We start from the raw sequence: 19,847 nt of genomic DNA, 5'->3' as shown, positions 1-19,847 counted from the left end.
GTTTCTGATCGGGCAGAACTTACTTCTGCAGTTCGGTCCAGATCTTGGTGTACAGGGCGGTCACCTCGGGCGCGCAGGTCTGGAGGATTTCGCCGTTCTTCTTGAACTCCTCCGGCACCACGACTTCCGGCGCGGACGTCATGTCGGCTGGCATGAACTTCTCCGAACCGGCGATGCCGTTGGCATAGCGATGGAAAGCCGAGTTCATCGCCGCGTTTTCCGGATCCATCATGAAGTTCTGGAACAGCTTGGCGTTCTCGACGTTCTTGGCTTCCTTCAGCACCACCACGTTGTCGGACCAGTACTGGAAACCTTCGGTCGGATAGCCGTAGTGGATGGCTGGGTTCTTCAGCCGCTGGCGCAGGGCCGAGCCGTTCCAGTCGCTGGTTGCCTTGAAGTCGCCGGCGCCCATCTTTTCGATGGTGTTGTATTCCATGGCGATCCAGTTCGGCTTGGCGGCAACGAGAACGTCGCGCACCTTCTTCAGCACTTCCTTGTCGCCGGTGCACTGCTCGCCGCCGACATACTTGATCGCGGCATGCAAGACGTCGTTCATCTCGGGAACGACGTTGACCTTGCCCTTCAACTCGTCCGGCGTGTCGAAGACGATCTTCCAGGTGTTGATGTCGCCCTGGTAGACGTCGGTGTTGACGACCACGCCGACGGTGCCCCAAGCCCACGGCACGGTGTACTTGCGGCCCGGATCGAAGGCCGGGTTGGCCCATTCGGGCGCGACGTTCTTGAAGTTCTCCATGCCACCGGGATTGGTCTCGAGGATGAGCCCTTCCTGGATCCAGATCGGCACGTAGGTCTGCGACGGCATGGCGACGTCGAAGCCGGTGCCGCCCTGGCGCACCTTGGCAAGTGCGGTGTCGTTCGAGTCGTAGTCGGTCACTGTTACCTTGACGTCGAACTGCTTCTCGAACTTCTTGATCATGTCGGGGCTGATGTAGTTGCCCCAGTTGTAGATGTTCAGCTCGCCGGCTGCGGAGGCGAGGCTGGTCGAGGCAAGCAGCGCAAGGCCGGCGGCCATCGACATGGATTTCAGATTCATCATTCCACTCCCGTTGATTAATCCCGTTTCCTGCTCAAGAAGAAGAACAGCGTGACGATGACGACCGACAAGAGCAGGAAGACGGTCGATATCGCATTGACCTCCGGCGTGATGCCGCGGCGGATCTGCCCCAGCATGTAGGTTGGCAAGGTGTCCTGCCCGCCCGACTTGACGAATTCGGTAATGACCACGTCGTCGAGCGAGATGACGAAGGCGAGCATCAGGCCGGCGATGATTCCCGGCCAGAGCAGTGGCAGCGTCACGCGGCGGAACGCCTTCCATGGCGTGGCGTAGAGATCGGCCGCAGCCCGTTCGAGCGTCAGGTCCATGTTCTCGAGGCGCGCCCGGATCGGCAGATAGGCAAAGGGAATGCAGAACGCCGTGTGCGCCGCGATCAGGTAGCCGAGGCCGTTGTAGCCGCTGGCGATCTTGATCTGCGCAAAGAAGATCAGCAGCGCCACGCCGGTGACGATCTCCGGCACCATCAGCGGCTGGTTGATGAAGGCGTATTTGAACGTCAGGCCGCGATAGGTGCGCGTCCGCGTCGTCGCCAGTGCCGCCATCGTTGCCGCGATGGTGGCGATGATCGCCGCCGAGGAGGCGATCTTCAGCGACCGCCAGGAGGCGTCGACGACCTGCTGGTTGGACCAGGCGGCGACGAACCAGCGCAGCGAGAAGCCGCCCCAGTCGGACACCGAGCTCGACTCGTTGAAGGCGAAGATCACCAGCACGGCAATCGGCAGGTAAAGCAGGAAGAAGCAGGCGCAGGCGATCGTCGTAAAACCGGTCTGCTGCCTGATCGAGAAGCGCTTAGCCATGACGCACCTCCGAGCCTGCGGTGTTGCGGACGTAGACGAGAAGCGCCACCATCACGATCGCCATGACGGTGATCGAAAGTGCTGCCCCCAGTGGCCAGTTGCGCCCTTGCCCGAACTGCAGCTCGATCAGGTTGGCGAACATCATGTTCTTGCCGCCACCCAGAACGCTCGGTGTCACATAGGCGCCGATGGCCGGGATGAACACCAGGATCGAGCCAGCGACGACACCGGGCCTGACCAGCGGGAAGATGATCCGCTTCAGCACCTGCCAGCGCGTGGCATAAAGATCGTAGCCGGCCTCGACGAGGCGGAAGTCGAGCTTTTCCATGCTGGCATAGAGCGGCAGCACCATCAGCGGCAGGTAGACATAGACCATGCCCACCATGATGGCGAAGTCGGTGTAGAGCATCTGGATCGGCTGGTCGATGATGCCGAGATTGATCAGCGCCGTGTTGATCAGGCCTTCGTTGCGGATCACCTGCAGCACGGCAAAGGTGCGGATCAGCAGGTTGGTCCAGAACGGAATGGTGATCAGGAACAACCAGATGTCGCGCGTCCGCTCCGACCGCGTTGCGATGAAATAGGCCGTCGGAAAACCGAAGACCAGCGTCGCCACCGTCGCCATGAGAGCGAGTTTCAGCGAGCGCCAGAAGATGGTGAGATGGGCGCTGGCAAAGGACAGCGTGTCGTCGAAGATGTCGCGTTCGAGGAAAACCGAGACCCAGCCCTCGGTCGAGAACTTCCACTGGACGTCGCCGTAGGGTCCGGGCGTCAGGAACGAATAGAGAAGCACGATCAAGAGCGGGCCGGATGCGGCCAGAAGGATGATGATCAGCGCCGGCGCCGAGAGATACCAGCGGTTCCTGATCTCCCGCGCCTCTGCCTGCTTTTCGATTTCGGCTGCGGTCGCCATGGCTCAGTCCTTCAGGATCTGGGCCGCATCGTCGCCCAGGACGATGCCGACGCGCTCGCCGCGCTCGAATTCCACCATCGCGCCGCGCGTGTTCTGCTGGCGCACGGTGAAAGCCTCGCCGTCATCCAGCCTGACATGCACATGCGTGTCGGTGCCGAAATAGACGACGTTTTCGACCAGGCCCGAAATGTCGCCCTTGCCCTTCACCGCCTTGGCGTGCTCGGGCCGGATGACGACGGTGGCATCGCCGTCGGGCTTGAAGCCATCGGCGACCGTCGCCGAGATCGTCGCGCCGGACTTCAGCGTCACCTTGGCCTTGCCGCCGTCGATGCTGTCGATGCTGGCGTCGAGGAAATTGGTTTCGCCGATGAAGTCGGCGACGAAGCGAACCGCCGGCCGGTCGTAGATCTCGCGCGCCGACCCGACCTGCAGGATCTTGCCCGACGACATCACCGCGATGCGATCGGACATGGTCAGCGCTTCTTCCTGGTCATGGGTGACGAAGATGAAGGTGATGCCGGTCTCGTGCTGCAGACGCTTGAGTTCGATCTGCATTTCCTTGCGCAGCTTGTAGTCGAGCGCCGACAGCGGCTCGTCGAGCAACAGCACCTTGGGCTGCGGCGCGAGCGCGCGGGCCAGCGCCACGCGCTGTTGCTGACCGCCGGAGATCTGGCTGGTGCGGCGCTTGGCGAGCTTTTCCATGCGCACCAGCTTCAACATCTCGGCGACGCGGGCGTCGATCTCGGCGCGTGGCTTGCCCAGCATCTCAAGGCCGAAGCCGATGTTCTCGGCCACCGTCATATGCGGAAACAGTGCGTAGGACTGGAACACCGTGTTGACCGGCCGCTTGAATGGCGGCAGCGGCGCGATATCGCTGCCATAGAGCAGGATCTCGCCTTCCGAAGGAAAATCGAAGCCGGCGATCAGGCGAAGCAGCGTGGTCTTGCCGCAGCCGGAAGGTCCAAGCAGCGTGAAGAACTCGTTTTCCCTGATCGAAACCGAAACGGTATCCAGCGCTGCGACCTGCGCCTCTCCCGTCCCGAATACTTTACGAACCCCACGAACTTCGATCGCATTCTTACCCGGTGTGTCCGGCACGCAAACGCCCCATTTGTTTCGTCCACTTTTGCAGTGAAACTTTTTTCCCCGTTCAATTGTCACCACACCCCGTCAGGCTTGGCAACAACGGCTCGTCGTCATGTCGCCAGGCATCCGCCCTGCGGCTCATGCCTGGTAGCTCACCCGCCCTCCGCAGATGGTCGTCACAGGCCGCACCTGGTGCAACACCGCCGGATCGGTTGCCTCGATGTCGGCCGAGAGCACCACCAGGTCGCCGAAATAGCCTGGTTTCAGCTGGCCCTTGCGGTCTTCCTTGAACTCGGCGTAGGCGCCCTCGACGGTGTAGCCGGCCAGCGCCTGGTGCAGCGAAACGCTCTGGTCGGGCATGTCTTCAGCCCATGGCTTTCGCAGCATCGCTGCCTGCATGCCCTCGATCGGATCGATCGGCGCCACTGGCCAGTCGGAGGCAAACACCACATGCGCGCCTGCCTCGATCAAGGTCCGGGTCGGATAGGCATAGGGCCAGCGCTGGCGACCGATGCGCGATACCGTCGGCTCAAGAGGAAAGCTCATCGCACCCGGCGGGTGCGGAGGCTGCATCGAAGCGATCACGCCGAGGTCGACGAAACGCTGGATGTCGCTGGCCGTGGTCAGCTCGACATGCTCGACACGGTGGCGGCTGTCGCGCTTGCCATTGACCTTCGCGGCCGCCTCGTAGCCGTCTAGTACGGCGCGTGTCGCGCCATCACCGATCGAATGCACGGCGATCTGCAGGCCGCGCCGGTCGATCTCGGTGGCGATACGTTTGAACTCCTCGGGCGAAAACAGCGGCTCGCCGACCCAGTCGGGACGATCCGCATAGGGCTCGATCATCACGGCCGTCCAGGAGTCCAGCACGCCGTCATAGAACATCTTGACGAGACCCGACGACAGCCAGTCGCCGTCGTAGCGCTCGGCCATGACGGACGCCTTGTCCAGCGCGTCTGGCGTCATGAAGTTCTTGTAGTGGAACGGGATCTGCACCCGGCAGATCAGATCGCCCTCTGCCTGGACTTCCGACAGCAGCTCCAACTGGTAGAAATTGCCGTCCATGTTCTGGATCGAGGTGATGCCGTGGCGCGCGCACCAATCGAGGCCGCGGCGCATGATGGCGCGGTCGCCAGCGCGCTCGTCGCCTTCGGGCACAGGATCGGGCTCGCCGCCGGTCGACAGGCCGAGCCGCACACGCTCCTCGCCGGCAAGCTTGAGCACCGGGTTGAACGCCTCGTTCTCGCGCAGCTCGCCCTCGGCCAGGCCATCGTCGCCCATGACGATCTCGTTGCCGGGCGTAAGTTCCCGCCCGTGCAACACATCGGCCATTTCGAGCGCCTTGGTGTTCGCCCAATAGGTGTGATGGTCGGGGGCCGCCATGATGAAGGCCCGGTCGGGCAAGATGGCGTCGAGGTGATGGCGCGTCACGCGCTCGCTGCCGAGAATGGTGTAGTCGGCGCCTTGGCCGACAAGCATGCGCTGGTTCGGGCGAGCAGCCGCATAGGCCAGCACCGCTTCGCGCAGAGCATCAAGGCCACTCACGCCGGCAAGCTGAAGATGCGCCAGTTCGGCCGCACCCGAGAAGAGATGCATGTGCGCTTCGATGAAGCCAGGAACCACCGATCCGCCGCGCGCGTCGATAATCTTTGTGTCGGGGCCGCGCAGCGCTTCAACGGTGGCGTTGTCGCCAACGGCCGCGATCAGTCCATCTACGACTGCCACCGCTTCGGCCGTGGGCCGGGTCGAGTCCATGGTCAGCACGCGGCCGTTGATGACGATCAGATCGGCATTGCGAACCGGTTGGACAGACATCGCGACTCCGCGCACTTGACTGACTGATACCGTTCACGCCCGCACCGGCTGCCCCGTCCCAAGGAGTGGCGCAACCAGACAGCAGGCTGAGGCCGGTTCGCTGTCCCAAGGAATTCCTCTTTCCCTAAAGACAGCATCGAGAAAAAATGCGACTAATTATTCGCGTTTGTCAATATGCGGGTTTTCCGGGGATGCGTTGTGGAGGACGCCCCTGGTGTATGCTGGCGACGAGCAGGGAGCGAGAAGTCCAGTCCGTGAAGAGCAGTCTCACAAAGAAGGCCACGACGGCGCTTAGCCCGCGCAAACAGCCGCGACAGGAACGGTCGAGCAAGGTCGTCGACAGGATCCTCGACGCCGCCCTGATCCTGACCAGGGAACAGGGAACCAAGACGCCGACGACGCTGGCCATCGCCCAGCGCGCCGGCCTGTCGGTCGGCTCGATCTACCAGTACTTCCCCAACAAGGAAGCCATCCTGCTCGACCTTGCCCGGCGCTGGCTCGGTGCCTTCCCGGAAGTGATCGCCAAGCGCATTGCGGCTCCCCGCCCGACCAATCGCGACGAATTCCAGCAGGAGGTGGACAAGCTCTTCGTCGACACCTCCCGGCTCTATCTCGACAACGCCACGCTGATGCCGGTCATCGAGGCGATCACCGGCAATCCCGACCTCCGTCCGATCCAGAACGAGTATGACGACCAGATCATCGCGCTCTATGCAGCCTGGCTGCAGCATGTGAACCCGGCGCTCGACGACGGCATCGCCAGCCGGCTCGGCGTGGTGATGATGGAAGTCGGCCACGTCTGCCGTCTCGTCGGGCTCAAGCGCGACCGCAAGGCCTTCGATCTCATCCAGGACGACGTCAAGACCATGTGGCTTGCCCTCGTCGACCCCTATCTCGACCTCAACTAGAACCAGGAAGGATTTTCATGAAGACAGTCTTTTCGCCGCTTCACGCCGGCCACAGCGGCCAGATGGAGCTTGTCGCCGGCGCCATCGTGCCCGGCTTCGAAAAACCCTCGCGGGCCGAGATCATCAAGGCGCGGGTCGAAGACCAGAAGCTCGGCGATATCCTGGCGCCCGAGATACATGACCTCGCCGCCGCCAAGCGCGTGCACGCGGCCGACTATATCGATTTCCTGCCGACCGTCTGGCCGGAATGGGAAGCAGCAGGGAAAACCGGCTCGGCCATCCCCTTCGCCTGGCCGACACGCGGCCTGCGCGGCGACGTGCGCCCGCAGACCATCGAGGCATTGCTCGGCTACTATTCCTTCGACGGCGGCGCGAGCTTCGTGAAGGGGACCTGGGATGCCATCAAGTCATCCTATGACGTGGCGCTGACAGCAGCTCAACTCGTCAAGGCCGGCGAACGTGCCGCCTTCGCGCTCTGCCGTCCGCCGGGCCACCACGCCGGTGCCGCCTTCATGGGCGGCTACTGTTTCATCAACAACGCCGCCGTCGCCGCCCAGTGGTTCCGCGACCAGGGCGCAAAGCGCGTCGCCGTGCTCGACGTCGACTATCACCACGGCAACGGCACTCAGGAGATTTTCTACTCACGCGCCGACATCCAGGTCATCAACCTGCATGGCGACCCGATGACCGAGTATCCGTTCTTCCTCGGCCATGCCGACGAACGCGGTTCGGGCGAAGGCGAAGGCTTCAACATCAACTACCCGATGCCCTTCGGCACCACTTTCGACAAATGGAACGAGGCACTGGAAGACGCCTGCCGGAAGCTCGCTGCCTATGCGCCTGACGTGGTCGTGGTCTCGCTCGGCGTCGACACCTTCGAGAAGGACCCGATCAGCCACTTCAAGCTGACCAGCGCCGACTATCCGAAGATCGGTGCCCGCATCGCCAAGCTCGGCCTGCCGACCTTGTTCGTCATGGAAGGCGGTTACGCCGTCGACGAGATCGGCGTCAATGCCGTCGGCGTGCTGACCGGCTTCGAGGGACGGTAATCCTCAAGCTCTCCCTTCTCCCCGCTTGCGGGGAGAAGGTGCCCAGAAGGAGCGGATCAGAGGCAGCACCGGGCTGCCCAGCCGTTCTCAGGTCACTGCGCCGAAACAGTTCCCGCAGCCGCCAGTGCCGCTGCCTTCTTCCGTCCAAGCCGCGTCAGCAGCCAGGCAACCGCAAGCCCGCCAAGCGCGATGCCTATCGCCAGCAGCGGCCGGTACCAGAACCATGCGACCGCGATCGTTGCAGTGCCCACCAGCAAGGCCAGTACGAAGGCGACAAGCCCGGTGCCCATGCGCACCATCGAGCCTATGAAGGGGATCACATCGGCAATCACGCCGAGTGGCGCCAGCAGCAGCCCGAAGCCGATTGCCAGCAACAGCAGGCAGCCGACGCGCACCAGCCAGGTGATGATGGTGTTGGCACTGACTGCGTCGGCGAACATCTTTTCCGCCGGCACCCTGCCGCTGTCGACAAGCAGCAGCTCGTCGCCGGCCACCGTCTGGTAGGGCGCAAACCGCTCGCCCGTCTGGCGGCCGATGACACTGATGTCGCCGAGCGGTACCAGCCGGTACTCGATGCGGTAGTCACCGATGGCTGGAGAAGCCGGATTTGCGCCGAGATAGATGCGCCCGTCCAAGACGTTGACGCGCTCGGTGCCGGGATAGGCGGCGGCAATGTCCGGCAACTGGCTCGGCGTGATGGTCAGCGGATTGCTGTCGCCGATGCGGTCGAACACCGGCTCGTCAAGCGTAAAGGCGCCAAGCTTGCCTTCACGGATCTGAAACGTGCGCGAGCCGAGCGCCATGGCGGGGTTCTGATGATTGGCCGGCTGCTTGAACTCGGCCGAGTCGATCGGCCGGTCCTGCCATTCCTTGGCGTAGCTGTAAGTGGTGACGGTTTCCTCGCCACCGCCCAGCTTGGTGTTGGTCTCCGATTTGGAATTCTCCACCCACTGGAACATCTCGACGGTGCGCACCAGCCGCACGCCCTTGGCCTCGATGGCAAAGTCCGGATCGCTGACTGCGTCAGAGGTCATCACGGGCCCCGTGGTGTGCACCAGCTCGCCCTCATTGGCGGCGTCGATCTTGTCGACGGGCACCGACACAACCGCACCGGCGCCCTCCGCCAGCGAGCGCGCCGTGGTCACCGCCCGGCCCTCGTTCCAGAACAGCACCACGACCATGGCAAGGACGAGGACGAGCCCAACCAGCACGCCTCCGACCGAGCGCCTGATGCGCCCGAACCACGACACGCTGGTCACTTCACGAAACTGATCGCTCATCTGCTATCCCTGCCCCACGCGACGCAGCGTTAAGCCGAACGGGCCAGGCGATCAATGGCCATTCTCGCGAAGCTTTCCCGAAGGTTTCCGCAGCGTTTCCGGCTGCCTTGAGTCTGTCGAAGGACTCTGAATTAACTTTTTGTCAATTCTGTTTGCGGAGCGATTCGCGAGGGGTTAAATTGAACCCGAATCAGCCGGTCCACGGGGGGCGCGGCGAACCACCAACTCTCTGAAATACCGGGATTTTTCTCGGTTGAGAGCGCGTCAGGCTTCGCGCGACCCGCACGGATTCGGCCGATGGATGCATAAGGCGTCCGCGTCGCGTTTCTAGCGTCATAGTCACGAGTATTTCGACCGGTTCGGGCGCCGCCCAGACCAGGTACCCTTATGGATTCCGGCAGAAGTTTCTGAAATGACCGCCCTCGCCGCTCGCAACGAACAGACCACCGTCGCAGCAAGGCTCGCATCCAGAAGCGATCTCACCGCTTTTTTCATGAACCTGACCGACGAGATCGGTGCAGACGGCTACATGCTGGTCGCCATCGCCCAGGATCAGGAGCGCGACAATCTCCAGATCATCGCCTCGAACTGGATCTACGACGCCATCCAGCTCGCCGGCCATGCACTGATCGCCGGTCTGGCTCGGGGCCCGTTCGCCAGTGCGCCGGGCGCACGCCCGCAGAGCGTGCTGGCCTCCCAGGCGCCCGCCATTCTCGGCGGCGAGGAAGCCCGCCTGCTCGACGTGCTCGGCCATGCCGAAATCTTCGCACTTCGCCTGCATGTCGGCCGCCAACGCCTGTTCGTATTGTTCTCGGCTGCCGAGGCCGGTCGCATCGATCCGAACGTCATGCCGCGCACCCAGCTCGAATGTTGCTATGCCCTGTCGCAGGCGCCCAGCGTGCTGGCCGCAGCGACAATGCAGGACCCCTTGTCGGACCGCGAGCGGGAGTGCCTGTTCTGGGTCTCCGAGGGCAAGACCACCGACGAGGTGGCGCTGATCCTCGGCGTGTCGTCCAACACCGTCAACAGCTACATCACCCACGCGATCCAGAAACTGTCGGCCTCCAATCGCGCCATGGCGATTGCGACCGCAATCAGGAGCGGCATCATTTGAGCTACGCCCAGGCAAAGCAGCTGAGCCGCGCACGCGATTATGAACAGGATGTTCCGTCCGCCCCTCACCCGATCGGCCTGCAAGCCGTAACGCTCGCGGACGCCGCCAAGCGCTGCCGCTGGATCTCGGTCGATCTCGGCGCGCGCGATTTCGCGCTGTGCCTGGCAGGTCCACCCGCAGAAAGCGGCCGGCTGACGGCATGCTTTGATTCCGACTATCCCGGCTCCATGTCGGCTGCCCGCCTGCTCGGCGGCGGCATCGGCGAACACCTGATGCGCCATGCGCGCCAGTCGACCGCGCCATGCTGGTGGACGGATGACGCTGATGCCCCTGAGGTCTTTTCAGCACTCACCTGGACCAGCCGCATCGAACCACTCGCCCAGAGTGGCCGCGGCATCGCATTTCCTGTTTACACCGATCGCGGCCAGGTCGGCCTCTTCATCTTCGGCGGCCCGGAGCTTTCGCCCAACCCGCAGACGCTGCACGACCTGCACGGCCGCTGCTTTGCGCTGTTCGATGCGGTGTCGCGCATCATCTCGCCCCAGTCACGCGACCTCCCGTCGATGTCGCGCCGCGAGATCGAGTGCCTGAAGCTGACCTCTCGCGGCTACACCAGCGAAGAGATCGCCAAGCTGCTCAAGCTTTCGGTGCACACCGCCAACCAGTATCTCACCCAGACGACGCAGAAGCTCAACGCCGTCAACCGCATGCATGCGGTCGCCAAGGCGCTGCGGCTGGGCCTGATCGACTAGCGCTGGTCGGGGTTTCGGGTCAGGCCGAGCCAAAAATGGCCGGTACCGAGAACCGGAGCGTACATTCAACCTACGTGAGCACCGGAAGCGCAGGGAGCAGGCATTCGCAGGCCGGCATCACTCGAATCTAGGCAGCTTCGGCCTGCGGAGTCCGCCTGATCATCGCATGCTGGATGGCGGCGGCGAGATATTCCGTGTTCTTTTCCGGCTCCGGATCCGGTTTCTCGAACGACACATAGTGGACTTCCACTGACGCGTTGGTCGCCGTCATCGACAGCTGGAAATAGACCACCGCCCCTTCCGGCCTGAGCTCGAGGTCAAGAACGATGCGCGGGCTACCCGTCCAGCTGACATGCGCCTCACCGCCCAGTCCGAGGCGCAGCGCGCCCGGCATGAAATAGAGCTCCGCCGCAGAATCGACCAGGTCGGCCACGTTGGCAAAATGCTCGAGCCTGATGAAGGCGATGTAGTCGGCAAGGTCGACGAGGCGCAATTCGCGCACCACCGGCTGGATCGCCGTTGCAACAAGTACTTCACGGGTCGAAGCGTACTGCTGATTTTTCATGACGGATTGCGCTGAGCCTTGTTTCCGTAAACGATCCGCACCAGTTCGGCGACGGCCTGGTAGAACTGCGATGGAATGACACTATCCACTGAAACTTGCTTGTACATGGAGCGGGCGAGCGCCACGTCTTCGAACACTGGAATGCCGTTCAGTTCGGCTATTTCGCGGATCTTCAAAGCGACCAGGTCCTGCCCCTTGGCGAGCACGACAGGTGCTGCATCCTCGTTGCGGACGTAGCGCAACGCGATGGCGAAGTGAGTCGGATTGGCGATCACCAGCGTCGCCTTGGGCACCGCGGTCATCATGCGCTGGCGAGCGCGGTCGCGGGCGATCGAGCGCAGCCGGGCCTTGACGATAGGATCGCCTTCCGACTGCTTCATCTCGTCCTTGACCTCCTGCTTGGTCATGCGCTGTTCCTGGAACCAGTGGAAGCGTGACCACACGATGTCGGCGACGCCGATCACCCCCATGACGAAGACGATCGCCACCAGGATGTCGACGGTGATGCCGCGGATGACGTCGCCAAAGGCCACCGGATTGGTGATCATACCGGCCAGCAGCCGGCGATGATCGTCCGACAGCACGAAGTAAAGCACGATCATCACGAAGCCGAGCTTGCCCAGCGACTTCAGGAATTCGACAAGGCCCTGGGCGCCGAACATGCGCTTCCAGCCCTTGGTCAGGGAAATGCGTTCGGCTTGCGGGCGGATGCGCTCGCCGACGAACTGCGGCACGTTCTGGATCAGCGACGCACCGACGCCCGCCACGATCAGCATCACGAACAGGCTGGCGACCGCGCGTGCGATCTCGACCGCCACCGCCTGGTAGAGTTCGATGACGTCGCGCTCGGTGCCGAGCGGCCAGGCCTCGGGCTTTTCGAGGAAATTGGACAGGAAGACGCCGAGTTCGGCGACCGACGAGCTGGCAAAGAACACGGCATAGACCATGATCGCCAGGAACGAGGTGAAGATCGCGACTTCCTTGGAGACGGGCAGCTTGCCCTTCTCCATCGTGTCGCGGATTTTCTTCTCTGTCGGCTCTTCTGTTTTGGAGTCTTTGTCCTCGTCCGACATTGCTCAGCAGACCGCGTCGGATAAGGTCAGGCGGCGTCTTGCGCGGATGGCAATTCGAGGAGGCCCTCGTTTGACATGCGCAAGGCAGTAGAAGCGATGGTCTTGCGGGCACGCAGGATGTCGGCCGGTTGAATGCCTTCCGATCCCTGGCTCAGTTCGGACTCGATCATGCGGCGCGAGCGCGCGCTGATCGACGACAGCACGGCCTCGGCGAGCGGCAGCGGCGTTCCACGCAGGGCCATGGTGATGAGTTCGGTCGAGAGTCCATCGAACAGAGCCACGCGCGCCTTCTGCGACATCGACGTGATGTCCTCGAAGGAGAACAGGCGGGCGCGGATGGCATCGAGATCGGCCATGCCGACTTCCCGCAGGTCGCTCATCACCTCTTCGAGCTGCGACTTGTCCAGTTCGTTGAGGACGCTGGCGACGCGCGTTTGTCCGACCGATGTATCCTTCTGGGCGCTCTCGGTCAGCACGTGGTTGCGCAGCTGCTGCTCGACCAGCTTGGTCGCCGCCTCGGGCACGTTGGCCAATTCCATCATGCGCTTGATGATCTCGCTGCGCACCGGCTTTTCCATCGACAACACCACGCGTGCCGCATAGGTCGGCGCCAGGTTGGACAGGATCATCGCCGCGGTCTGCGGATGCTCATTCGCAAGGAAAGTGCCGATCTGCGTTGCTTCGAGCCTTTCGACCTGCGGCCACACCGGCGGCAGGTTATCCTTGATCATCAAGGGTTCGCCATTGCCCATCAGGGCGTTCATTTCTTCCGGCGACAGCGACTCGTTGAGGATGGTGTCCATCTTGTCGGCGGAATCGAGCAGGCCGGCACCTTCGGTGAATTCGGCCTCGAACTCGGCGACGATCCGTTCGAGATCGGCCTGGGGAATCGTACGCAGCAGCCGCGCGCCTTCGATGAGCGCCTTGAGCTCCTCCTGCTTGAAGAACTTCAGCAGACGGCTGGCCGAGGGCTTGCCCATGGCCACCAAAATAGCCGCAGCCTTCTGTGGCCGCGTCAGCGACGCCAGCGACGTGGTCATGCGGAGGTCTCTCTGGAAGCAGGGGTAAGCACAGTCAAAAGTCCAGTCCTCAGGCGCTCTTCGTCGCCGCTACGATTTCGGTCAGGCGGATGCCGAAACGCGACGGATCGCTCTCAAGTACCGTGATTTCGCCACGTGCGATACGCCTTCCGTTGACCACGACGTCGACAGGTTCGCCGATGCGGCGGTCGAGCGCAACCGTCGAGCCCTTCTGCAGCGCCATCAGCTCCGACACCGGCATTTCGGTGCTGCCGAGCACGATCTGCACTTCGACCGGAATGCCGAAGATCACGCTGCTGTTGCCGGCTGCCGCCGCTGCACCGCCGGCGCTTGGCCGCTTTTCCTCTTCGCTCAGCACGCCGCGCAATTCTTCGATGGCACGATTGAGCTGATCGTCCTCGACTTCTTCGATTTCGGGCTTTTCGACCTCGGGCTTGGACTGTGCCTTGCTCATCGGTGTTCTCCAGTTCTGTCGTTCGCGGCGGCTGGTGCTGCTGGGCAGCAGCTCAACCCGCGACGATCCCTTCAATTGTTTCTTCTGTAGAGTCGAACGGACGCCGGATGCGTACTGTGTAATTCTGGCCGAGCTTGCCGAACTCGCAGGCAAACAGTGTCTTGCCGCGAGCGGCGATGACAGCGTTGGACTGGGTGTTCTCGGCGAGCTCGATGACCTGCCCGACCTGGAGACCAGTCAGTTCGCCAAGCGTCATGCGCCCGATCGGCATCGAGGCCTCCAGCCTCACGGTCGAGCGCATCAGCTCGTCGGAGAAGCGCGAGCGCCATTCGGTGGTCGGAGCAGCACTCGTCTCGACCTCTGCCGGGCGGCGATCCGAAACCAGCACGCGCTGCGGCAGCGTCAGCGTCAGCGTACCGCGCGAAGCCGTCGTCGACACGGTCAGCACGATGCGCGCCGACGGCCCGTCGCGAAACACATGCTTCTTCATCATCGCGCCGGTGATCGCTTCGGGCGCCGGCAGCTTGACGCCAAGGCCACCGTCCGGTCCCTGCGCGTTCATCGCGCGCGCCACATCCTGGATCAGCAGCGAGACAACGCCAAGCTCGATCGACGACAGATCGCGGTCGATCGGGGCAATGTCGCGGCCGGCATCACCGCCGAACATCAGGTTGACCAGGATGGCGATCGCCTGCGGATCGAACGTCATCACCAGGCCATCGGGCGAAAGCTTGGTCGGGGCGACGGTCATCGCCTGGTTGCTCTTGCCTGCCTTGGCATCCGTCATGCGGCCAAGCTTGATCTCGCCAACCTCGACGAAGACAGACGTTGGCAGTGCGTGGTTGATGGCCTCGGCAATAGCGGTTGCCGCGCGTTCGGCAAGGCGGCGCGCAGCGGCAAGCACTTTCTCCGGCTCGCCGGTATCGCCCAGCAGGCGCTCGATGACGACATCCCGCGGTTCCGCCGGGCTTGCGGTGGTATTCATGACTTGCGATGCCCTTTGTCAGCGTCCCGCATTGGCTCAGGCGGCCTTCTTCTCGACGATCGCCGTGTTCAGCGTGCTCTGCTCCACCGAATCGATCGATGGACGATCATAAGACGAGATCGTCTTGCGGCCGAACTCGATTGCAACCTGCGGCAGCGAGCCGTTCATGTAGGCAAGCAGCGTCTGCTTCACGACGATGTAGAGGCGGTTCTTCTTCTCGCGCACCGTCTTGATCTTGGTGGCGATCGGCGCGACCACGGCATAGGACAGGAAGATGCCGAGGAAGGTGCCGACCAGTGCCGCACCGATCAGGCCGCCGAGGATTTCGGGAGACTGGTCGAGCGCGCCCATCGCCTTGACCACGCCAAGCACCGCAGCAACGATGCCCAGCGCCGGCAGGCCGTCACCAACGGCGATCAGCGCGTGATAGGACTTGAGCTTGTCGGCGCGGATGGTCTGGATTTCCTCGTCCATCAGCGCCTCGATCTCGTGCGAACGGGCATTGCCGATGATGATGATGCGGCAATAGTCGCAGATGAAATGCGTCAGGTCGTAGTTCTTGAGCACCAGCGGATAGGCCTGGAAGATCGGCGAGTCGTCGGGGTTGTCGATATGCGCCTCGACCTCGGACCGGGTCTTGGTGCGCAACTCGCGCATCAGCGAATGCAGCACGCCCAGCGTCTCGAGATAGTCCTGCTCTTTCGGCACTGCCTGCTTGAGCGCTTCGACGATCGCCTTGCCGGTATCCTTGACGGTGGCCATCGGGTTGGCAACCAGGAACGTACCGAGGGCCGCACCGCCAATGATGACGAGTTCCCAAGGCTGCATCAGGACGTCCAGGTGTCCACCCATCGCCATGAAGCCGCCGAGCACACAGCCCAGCGTCACGACGAGTCCGATCAGAATGCCCACAGCAGGTCCTTCCGCACTTTCAAAGCAACATACAGGCACAGATAGCGGCCGTGCCTTGTGTGAGGCTTGAAGGATCATCGCAATGCCATTCAGCCTCGCGCAAGCAATGGGGCGTAGCCTTCACCGTCTATGCTGCGGCGGAAGGGCTGTTGTCGTGCTCAATACCTATACAAGCTACCACCTGATCGCGCGGGATCTCGGCAAGGCCTTGGATCGCGTGGAGAACCAGCCCACTGTCGAGCGCGACACCGAGTACTATCTCAAGAACATCACCAAGGTGAAAAGCATCGACGAGTTCGTCAAGAACGACCGTCTGTTCAAATACGCCATGAAGGCGCACGGCCTGCAGGACATGGCCTACGCCAAGGCCTTCATGGTCAAGGCCCTGAAGGAAGGCGTGGCCAAGGAAGACAGCTTCGCCAACAAGCTGACCGACAAGCGCTACGCCGAATTCGTCAAGAGCTTCAACTTTGCCGAGCTCGGTGACAAGGCCACCGTCTACACCAAGGCGCAGCAGGGCGCGGTCGACAAATACCTGATCCGGGTCAAGCTCGATGGTGTCGACCCCAACTCCGAAGCGGTCAAGAAGGAGGTCAAGTATTACCTCGACAACATCGTCAAGGTGACATCGGCCAAGGACCTTATGTCCGACACCAGGCTCTACACCTTCGCCATGAAATCCTTCGGCATCGAAGGGTCGATCCCCAACAAGGAGATGATGGAAAAGGTACTGGCCGGCGGCGTTCGCGACCCGAAGAGCTACGCCAACCAGATGACGGACAAGCGCTACGCCGCGTTTGCCAGCACCTATAACTTCGAAGCACTCGGCAAGGATGCGACGACCTACAATGCCGCGCAGCGTCCGGCGGTCGACAAGTATGTCCGCCAGACCCTGGAAGAGGACGCCGGCAAGGACAATGAGGGCGTGCGCCTCGCGCTCTATTTCGAGCGCAAGGCCCCCTCGATCACCAGCTTCTACGAAGTGCTCGCCGACCCAGCGCTGGCCAAGGTCGTGCGCACCGCGCTCGGCCTGCCTGAATCATTCGCCTCGGCCAACATCGACCGTCAGGTCAAGCTGTTCGAGGACAAGCTGAAGATCGAGACCTTTGCCAATCCCAAGAAGCTCGGCGAATTCCTCAAGCGCTTCACCAGCCTCTGGGAAATCAACAATCCGTCCTCCCCGGTGCAGGCCTCCGTCGGCACCCTGTTCGGCTCGTCGTCGCCGGCCTACGGCGTTTCGACTGACGTGCTGTTTGCCATGCAGAAACTGAGGTTCTGAGAACATCATGCAGAACGGTCTCTACGTCGCCCTTTCCGCCCAGGTGGCTCTGGAAAAGCGTCTCAACACCATTGCCGACAACGTCGCCAACGCCTCGACTGTCGGCTTCCGTGCCACCGGTGTGAAGTTCGAGGACGTCGTTTCCGGCCTCGGCCCGAAATCCGTCTCCTTCACCTCGCCGGGTGATACCTACCTGTCGACCCAGCATGGCGCGATGCGTGAAACCGGCAACCCGTTCGACTTCGCCATTCGCGGCGACGCATGGTTCGGCATCGAAACGCCTGCTGGCGTCGTGATGACGCGCGACGGCCGCTTCTCGATGACGGCGGAAGGCCAGCTCGTCACCGTCGAGGGCCATCCGGTGCTCGACGCCGGCGGCGCGCCGATGCAGCTTGACCCACGTGCCGGACCGCCCACCGCGGGTTCCGACGGCTCGCTGCGCCAGGACGGACGCCTCGTCGGCGCCATCGGCCTCTATGAGTTCAACCCTGGTACCAATTTCGTCCGTTACGGCAACTCCGGCGTCATTCCGCCGACGGCGCCCGAGCCGGTGGTCGACCGCATGGACGCCGGCATCGTCCAGGGCTTCGTCGAGGAGTCCAACGTCAATCCGATCAAGGAGATGAGCAAGCTCATCATGGTGCAGCGCGCCTTCGAGAACACCGCCGCTCTGATGCGCCAAACCGAAGCGTCGTTCTCCGACGCCATCAAGACGCTCGGCTCGAAGTAAGTGAGCAACGCGCTGGCCAACATCCGCGACGAGCCCCAGGCGGTCCACGACAACCGGCTCGAAGCGCTCGAGCGGATCCAGCACCGCTTCGCCGACGACCGCCTGCTGGTCAGACGCGGCGGGCAAGTGACCGAGATCGCATCTACCCACTACAAGGTCGGCGGCCTGTCGCTCAGCGCGCGCCTCGGCGACATCGTCGAACACCGTGGCCATGGCCGCAACCGGCGCGGCGAGATCGTGCAGATCGGCCGCGACGAGGTGCTGGTGGCGCCTTATGAAAGCAGCGGCGAGGTCGGCGTCGGCGATGCCGTCTTCACGCGTGGGCCGATCGCCATCACGCCGCATCCGAGCTGGCGCGGCCGTGCCATCGACGCGCTCGGCCGCCCCATAGACGGCGGCGCACCGTTGGTCCGCAGTGCCAGGAACGATGCCACCGAAGCGATCCCGCCTGCGGCGCTCGCCCGCCAACGCGTCGAAACAGGCTTCCTGACCGGCGTCCGCGTCATCGACATCTTCACCCCGCTGTGTTTCGGCCAGCGCATGGGCATCTTCGCCGGCTCCGGCGTCGGCAAGTCGACGCTGCTTGCCATGCTCGCCGGTGCGGATGCCTTCGACACCGTCGTCGTCGCCCTGATTGGCGAACGCGGCCGCGAGGTGCGCGAATTCCTCGAAGACACCATCGGCGTCGCTGCCATGGCCAAGACGGTCGCGGTCGTCGCCACCTCGGACGAGAGCGCGATGATGCGCCGCCGCGCGCCCGACACCGCGATGCGTGTCGCCGAGCATTTCCGCGACAAGGGCCACCGCGTCCTGCTGGTGCTCGATTCCATCACCCGTTTTGCCCATGCCCTGCGCGAGGTCGCCATCGGCGCCGGCGAGCCGCCGGTGGCGCGCGGCTATCCCGCCTCCGTCTTCACCGAACTGCCCAAGCTGCTCGAACGCGCCGGCCCCGGCATGGAGGGCACGGGATCGATCACCGCCATCATCTCCGTGCTTGTCGACGGCGACGACCACAACGATCCCGTCGCCGATTCCGTGCGCGGCATTCTCGATGGCCACGTGGTGCTCGACCGTTCCATCGCCGAGCAAGGTCGCTATCCGCCGGTCAATCCACTGGCTTCGATCTCCCGTCTCGCCTCCAAGGCCTGGACGCCGGAGCAGCGCCAGCTCGTCAGCAAACTCAAGGCACTGATCTCGCGCTTCGAGGACACGCGCGACATCCGTCTGCTCGGCGCCTACCAGCCGGGCGCCGATCCCGACCTCGACCTCGCCGTGAAGCAGGTGCCGGTAATCTACGAAGCGCTCGGCCAGTCGCCTGCCGACGGGCCCTCGCTCGATCCGTTCTCCGACCTCGCACGCCATCTGAAATCCAGGGATAGAACACATGTTCAGGCGGAATGACCCGGCAAGCGAATTCCTGGAGATGATCGGCTCCAAGGATGAGCCGCGCACGCTGATGCAGCGGCTCGGCCTGAAGCGCGGGCCGCTGACCATCACGCCGAAGCACGAGAAAAAGCGTGATCACCGCAGCGATTTCATCATCGCCGCCCTCGGCATCGCACTCGGGCTCACCTGCGCGCTGTTTCCCTGGTACATCTTCTTCAATCAGGACAAGTTCGGCATCCGGGCGATGAAATTCTCCGGCGGCGGTCAGAACGACCAGGCGGTCCCGCTTGTCATGGGCGAGCAGGTCGAACGTGTCGGCGCGCCGATGACGGCCGAAGACATTCCGCCGATGAAGCTCGACCTGTTTGCCACCGGCTCGCTGCGCCCCAACAAGGATGAAGCTGGTCTTGCCGGCATAGCCGAACAGCCCTTTCCCGGACCGAAGATCGAATTCAAGCTCGTGCACATCGCCAATGGCCGCGCCATGGTCGAGGACGACGCCGGTGTCTGGGTGGTGCAACGCGGCTCCGTGCTGCCCGATTCGAGCCGCGTTGCATCGATCGAACAGCGCGACGGTAAATGGGTGCTTGTCACCTCGCGCGAAGAGGTCTTCCAGGTCGCGCAGTAGCGGCCG

At 63.2% G+C, this 19,847-nt stretch carries 20 protein-coding genes; 8 read left to right on the top strand and 12 right to left on the bottom strand.

The genetic code is table 11. The annotated features are described in order from the left end of the window. Positions 1-19: 19 nt before the first annotated feature. The 5 genes from H5P29_RS11435 to H5P29_RS11415 form a co-directional block, all read right to left on the bottom strand. Positions 20-1,054: an extracellular solute-binding protein gene (locus H5P29_RS11435; RefSeq protein ID WP_067958641.1), complete on the bottom strand. Its 1,035-nt coding sequence runs from the start codon at positions 1,052-1,054 to the stop codon at positions 20-22. 17 nt (positions 1,055-1,071) lie between these two features. Beyond that, positions 1,072-1,872, bottom strand: a complete 801-nt coding sequence (locus tag H5P29_RS11430; protein WP_067958639.1) for an ABC transporter permease — start codon at positions 1,870-1,872, stop codon at positions 1,072-1,074. Next, positions 1,865-2,785 (bottom strand): ABC transporter permease, encoded by a 921-nt coding sequence (locus tag H5P29_RS11425; RefSeq protein WP_154386443.1) that lies wholly within the window; start codon positions 2,783-2,785, stop codon positions 1,865-1,867. Before H5P29_RS11425 ends, H5P29_RS11430 begins: the two co-directional genes overlap by 8 nt. Positions 2,786-2,788: 3 nt before the next feature. Further along, on the bottom strand, positions 2,789-3,883 hold the full coding sequence (locus H5P29_RS11420; RefSeq protein ID WP_067958634.1) for an ABC transporter ATP-binding protein: 1,095 nt from the start codon (positions 3,881-3,883) through the stop codon (positions 2,789-2,791). A 126-nt stretch (positions 3,884-4,009) separates the two neighbouring features. Beyond that, positions 4,010-5,686, bottom strand: a complete 1,677-nt coding sequence (locus H5P29_RS11415; RefSeq protein WP_154386444.1) for an amidohydrolase — start codon at positions 5,684-5,686, stop codon at positions 4,010-4,012. Positions 5,687-5,940: 254 nt separating this feature from the next. Here H5P29_RS11415 and H5P29_RS11410 point away from each other — a divergent pair, with 254 nt between their 5' ends. Both H5P29_RS11410 and H5P29_RS11405 read left to right on the top strand, forming a co-directional pair. Beyond that, entirely contained in the window at positions 5,941-6,594 is a 654-nt protein-coding gene (locus H5P29_RS11410) for a TetR/AcrR family transcriptional regulator (protein WP_067966206.1), read from the top strand. Between the two features lie 17 nt (positions 6,595-6,611). Further along, positions 6,612-7,643: a histone deacetylase family protein gene (locus tag H5P29_RS11405; RefSeq protein ID WP_154386446.1), complete on the top strand. Its 1,032-nt coding sequence runs from the start codon at positions 6,612-6,614 to the stop codon at positions 7,641-7,643. 92 nt (positions 7,644-7,735) lie between these two features. Here the strand turns inward: H5P29_RS11405 and H5P29_RS11400 are convergent, their stop codons facing one another. Continuing rightward, complete coding sequence (locus tag H5P29_RS11400; RefSeq protein WP_154386447.1) at positions 7,736-8,923, bottom strand: TMEM43 family protein; 1,188 nt, start codon at positions 8,921-8,923, stop codon at positions 7,736-7,738. Positions 8,924-9,335: 412 nt separating this feature from the next. Here H5P29_RS11400 and H5P29_RS11395 point away from each other — a divergent pair, with 412 nt between their 5' ends. Together H5P29_RS11395 and H5P29_RS11390 are read left to right on the top strand one after the other, a co-directional pair. Next, positions 9,336-10,037, top strand: coding sequence for a helix-turn-helix transcriptional regulator (locus tag H5P29_RS11395; RefSeq protein ID WP_154386448.1), 702 nt, complete (start codon positions 9,336-9,338; stop codon positions 10,035-10,037). After that, entirely contained in the window at positions 10,034-10,789 is a 756-nt protein-coding gene (locus tag H5P29_RS11390) for a helix-turn-helix transcriptional regulator (RefSeq protein WP_067958621.1), read from the top strand. The genes H5P29_RS11395 and H5P29_RS11390 overlap by 4 nt, the downstream gene beginning before the upstream one ends. Positions 10,790-10,916: 127 nt before the next feature. Here the strand turns inward: H5P29_RS11390 and H5P29_RS11385 are convergent, their stop codons facing one another. Genes H5P29_RS11385 through motA form a run of 6 tightly spaced genes read right to left on the bottom strand, consistent with a single transcriptional unit; the run spans position 10,917 to position 15,818 of the window. Then, the gene (locus H5P29_RS11385) at positions 10,917-11,354 is read right to left on the bottom strand and encodes a hypothetical protein (protein ID WP_067958619.1); all 438 of its coding nucleotides are present in this window, start codon (positions 11,352-11,354) and stop codon (positions 10,917-10,919) included. Continuing rightward, complete coding sequence (flhB, locus tag H5P29_RS11380; protein ID WP_067958617.1) at positions 11,351-12,427, bottom strand: flagellar biosynthesis protein FlhB; 1,077 nt, start codon at positions 12,425-12,427, stop codon at positions 11,351-11,353. Before flhB ends, H5P29_RS11385 begins: the two co-directional genes overlap by 4 nt. Positions 12,428-12,453: 26 nt before the next feature. Beyond that, on the bottom strand, positions 12,454-13,467 hold the full coding sequence (locus H5P29_RS11375; protein WP_067958615.1) for a flagellar motor switch protein FliG: 1,014 nt from the start codon (positions 13,465-13,467) through the stop codon (positions 12,454-12,456). Positions 13,468-13,516: 49 nt separating this feature from the next. After that, positions 13,517-13,921, bottom strand: coding sequence for a flagellar motor switch protein FliN (gene fliN, locus H5P29_RS11370; protein ID WP_067958613.1), 405 nt, complete (start codon positions 13,919-13,921; stop codon positions 13,517-13,519). A gap of 52 nt (positions 13,922-13,973) precedes the next feature. After that, positions 13,974-14,906: a FliM/FliN family flagellar motor switch protein gene (locus H5P29_RS11365; protein ID WP_154386449.1), complete on the bottom strand. Its 933-nt coding sequence runs from the start codon at positions 14,904-14,906 to the stop codon at positions 13,974-13,976. Positions 14,907-14,942: 36 nt separating this feature from the next. Beyond that, positions 14,943-15,818, bottom strand: coding sequence for a flagellar motor stator protein MotA (gene motA / locus H5P29_RS11360; protein ID WP_067958601.1), 876 nt, complete (start codon positions 15,816-15,818; stop codon positions 14,943-14,945). Positions 15,819-15,972: 154 nt separating this feature from the next. On the opposite strand from motA, the gene H5P29_RS11355 reads away from it, so the two are divergent. From H5P29_RS11355 to H5P29_RS11340, 4 genes are read left to right on the top strand one after another with little or no spacing between them, the layout of a single operon-like run. Beyond that, on the top strand, positions 15,973-17,097 hold the full coding sequence (locus H5P29_RS11355; RefSeq protein ID WP_067958597.1) for a DUF1217 domain-containing protein: 1,125 nt from the start codon (positions 15,973-15,975) through the stop codon (positions 17,095-17,097). Positions 17,098-17,104: 7 nt separating this feature from the next. Further along, complete coding sequence (gene flgF / locus H5P29_RS11350; RefSeq protein ID WP_067958594.1) at positions 17,105-17,827, top strand: flagellar basal-body rod protein FlgF; 723 nt, start codon at positions 17,105-17,107, stop codon at positions 17,825-17,827. Beyond that, the gene (gene fliI, locus H5P29_RS11345) at positions 17,828-19,228 is read left to right on the top strand and encodes a flagellar protein export ATPase FliI (RefSeq protein WP_067958590.1); all 1,401 of its coding nucleotides are present in this window, start codon (positions 17,828-17,830) and stop codon (positions 19,226-19,228) included. Then, a complete protein-coding gene (locus tag H5P29_RS11340; protein WP_067958581.1) occupies positions 19,212-19,841 on the top strand; it encodes a hypothetical protein in 630 nt (209 codons plus the stop codon). The genes fliI and H5P29_RS11340 overlap by 17 nt, the downstream gene beginning before the upstream one ends. The last annotated feature ends 6 nt before the right edge of the window (positions 19,842-19,847 follow it).

Source organism: Aminobacter sp. MDW-2, assembly GCF_014250155.1.
GTDB lineage: Bacteria > Pseudomonadota > Alphaproteobacteria > Rhizobiales > Rhizobiaceae > Aminobacter > Aminobacter ciceronei.
The sequence above is the reverse complement of the archived record's forward strand: the minus strand, read 5'-3'. Positions and strand labels throughout refer to the sequence as shown.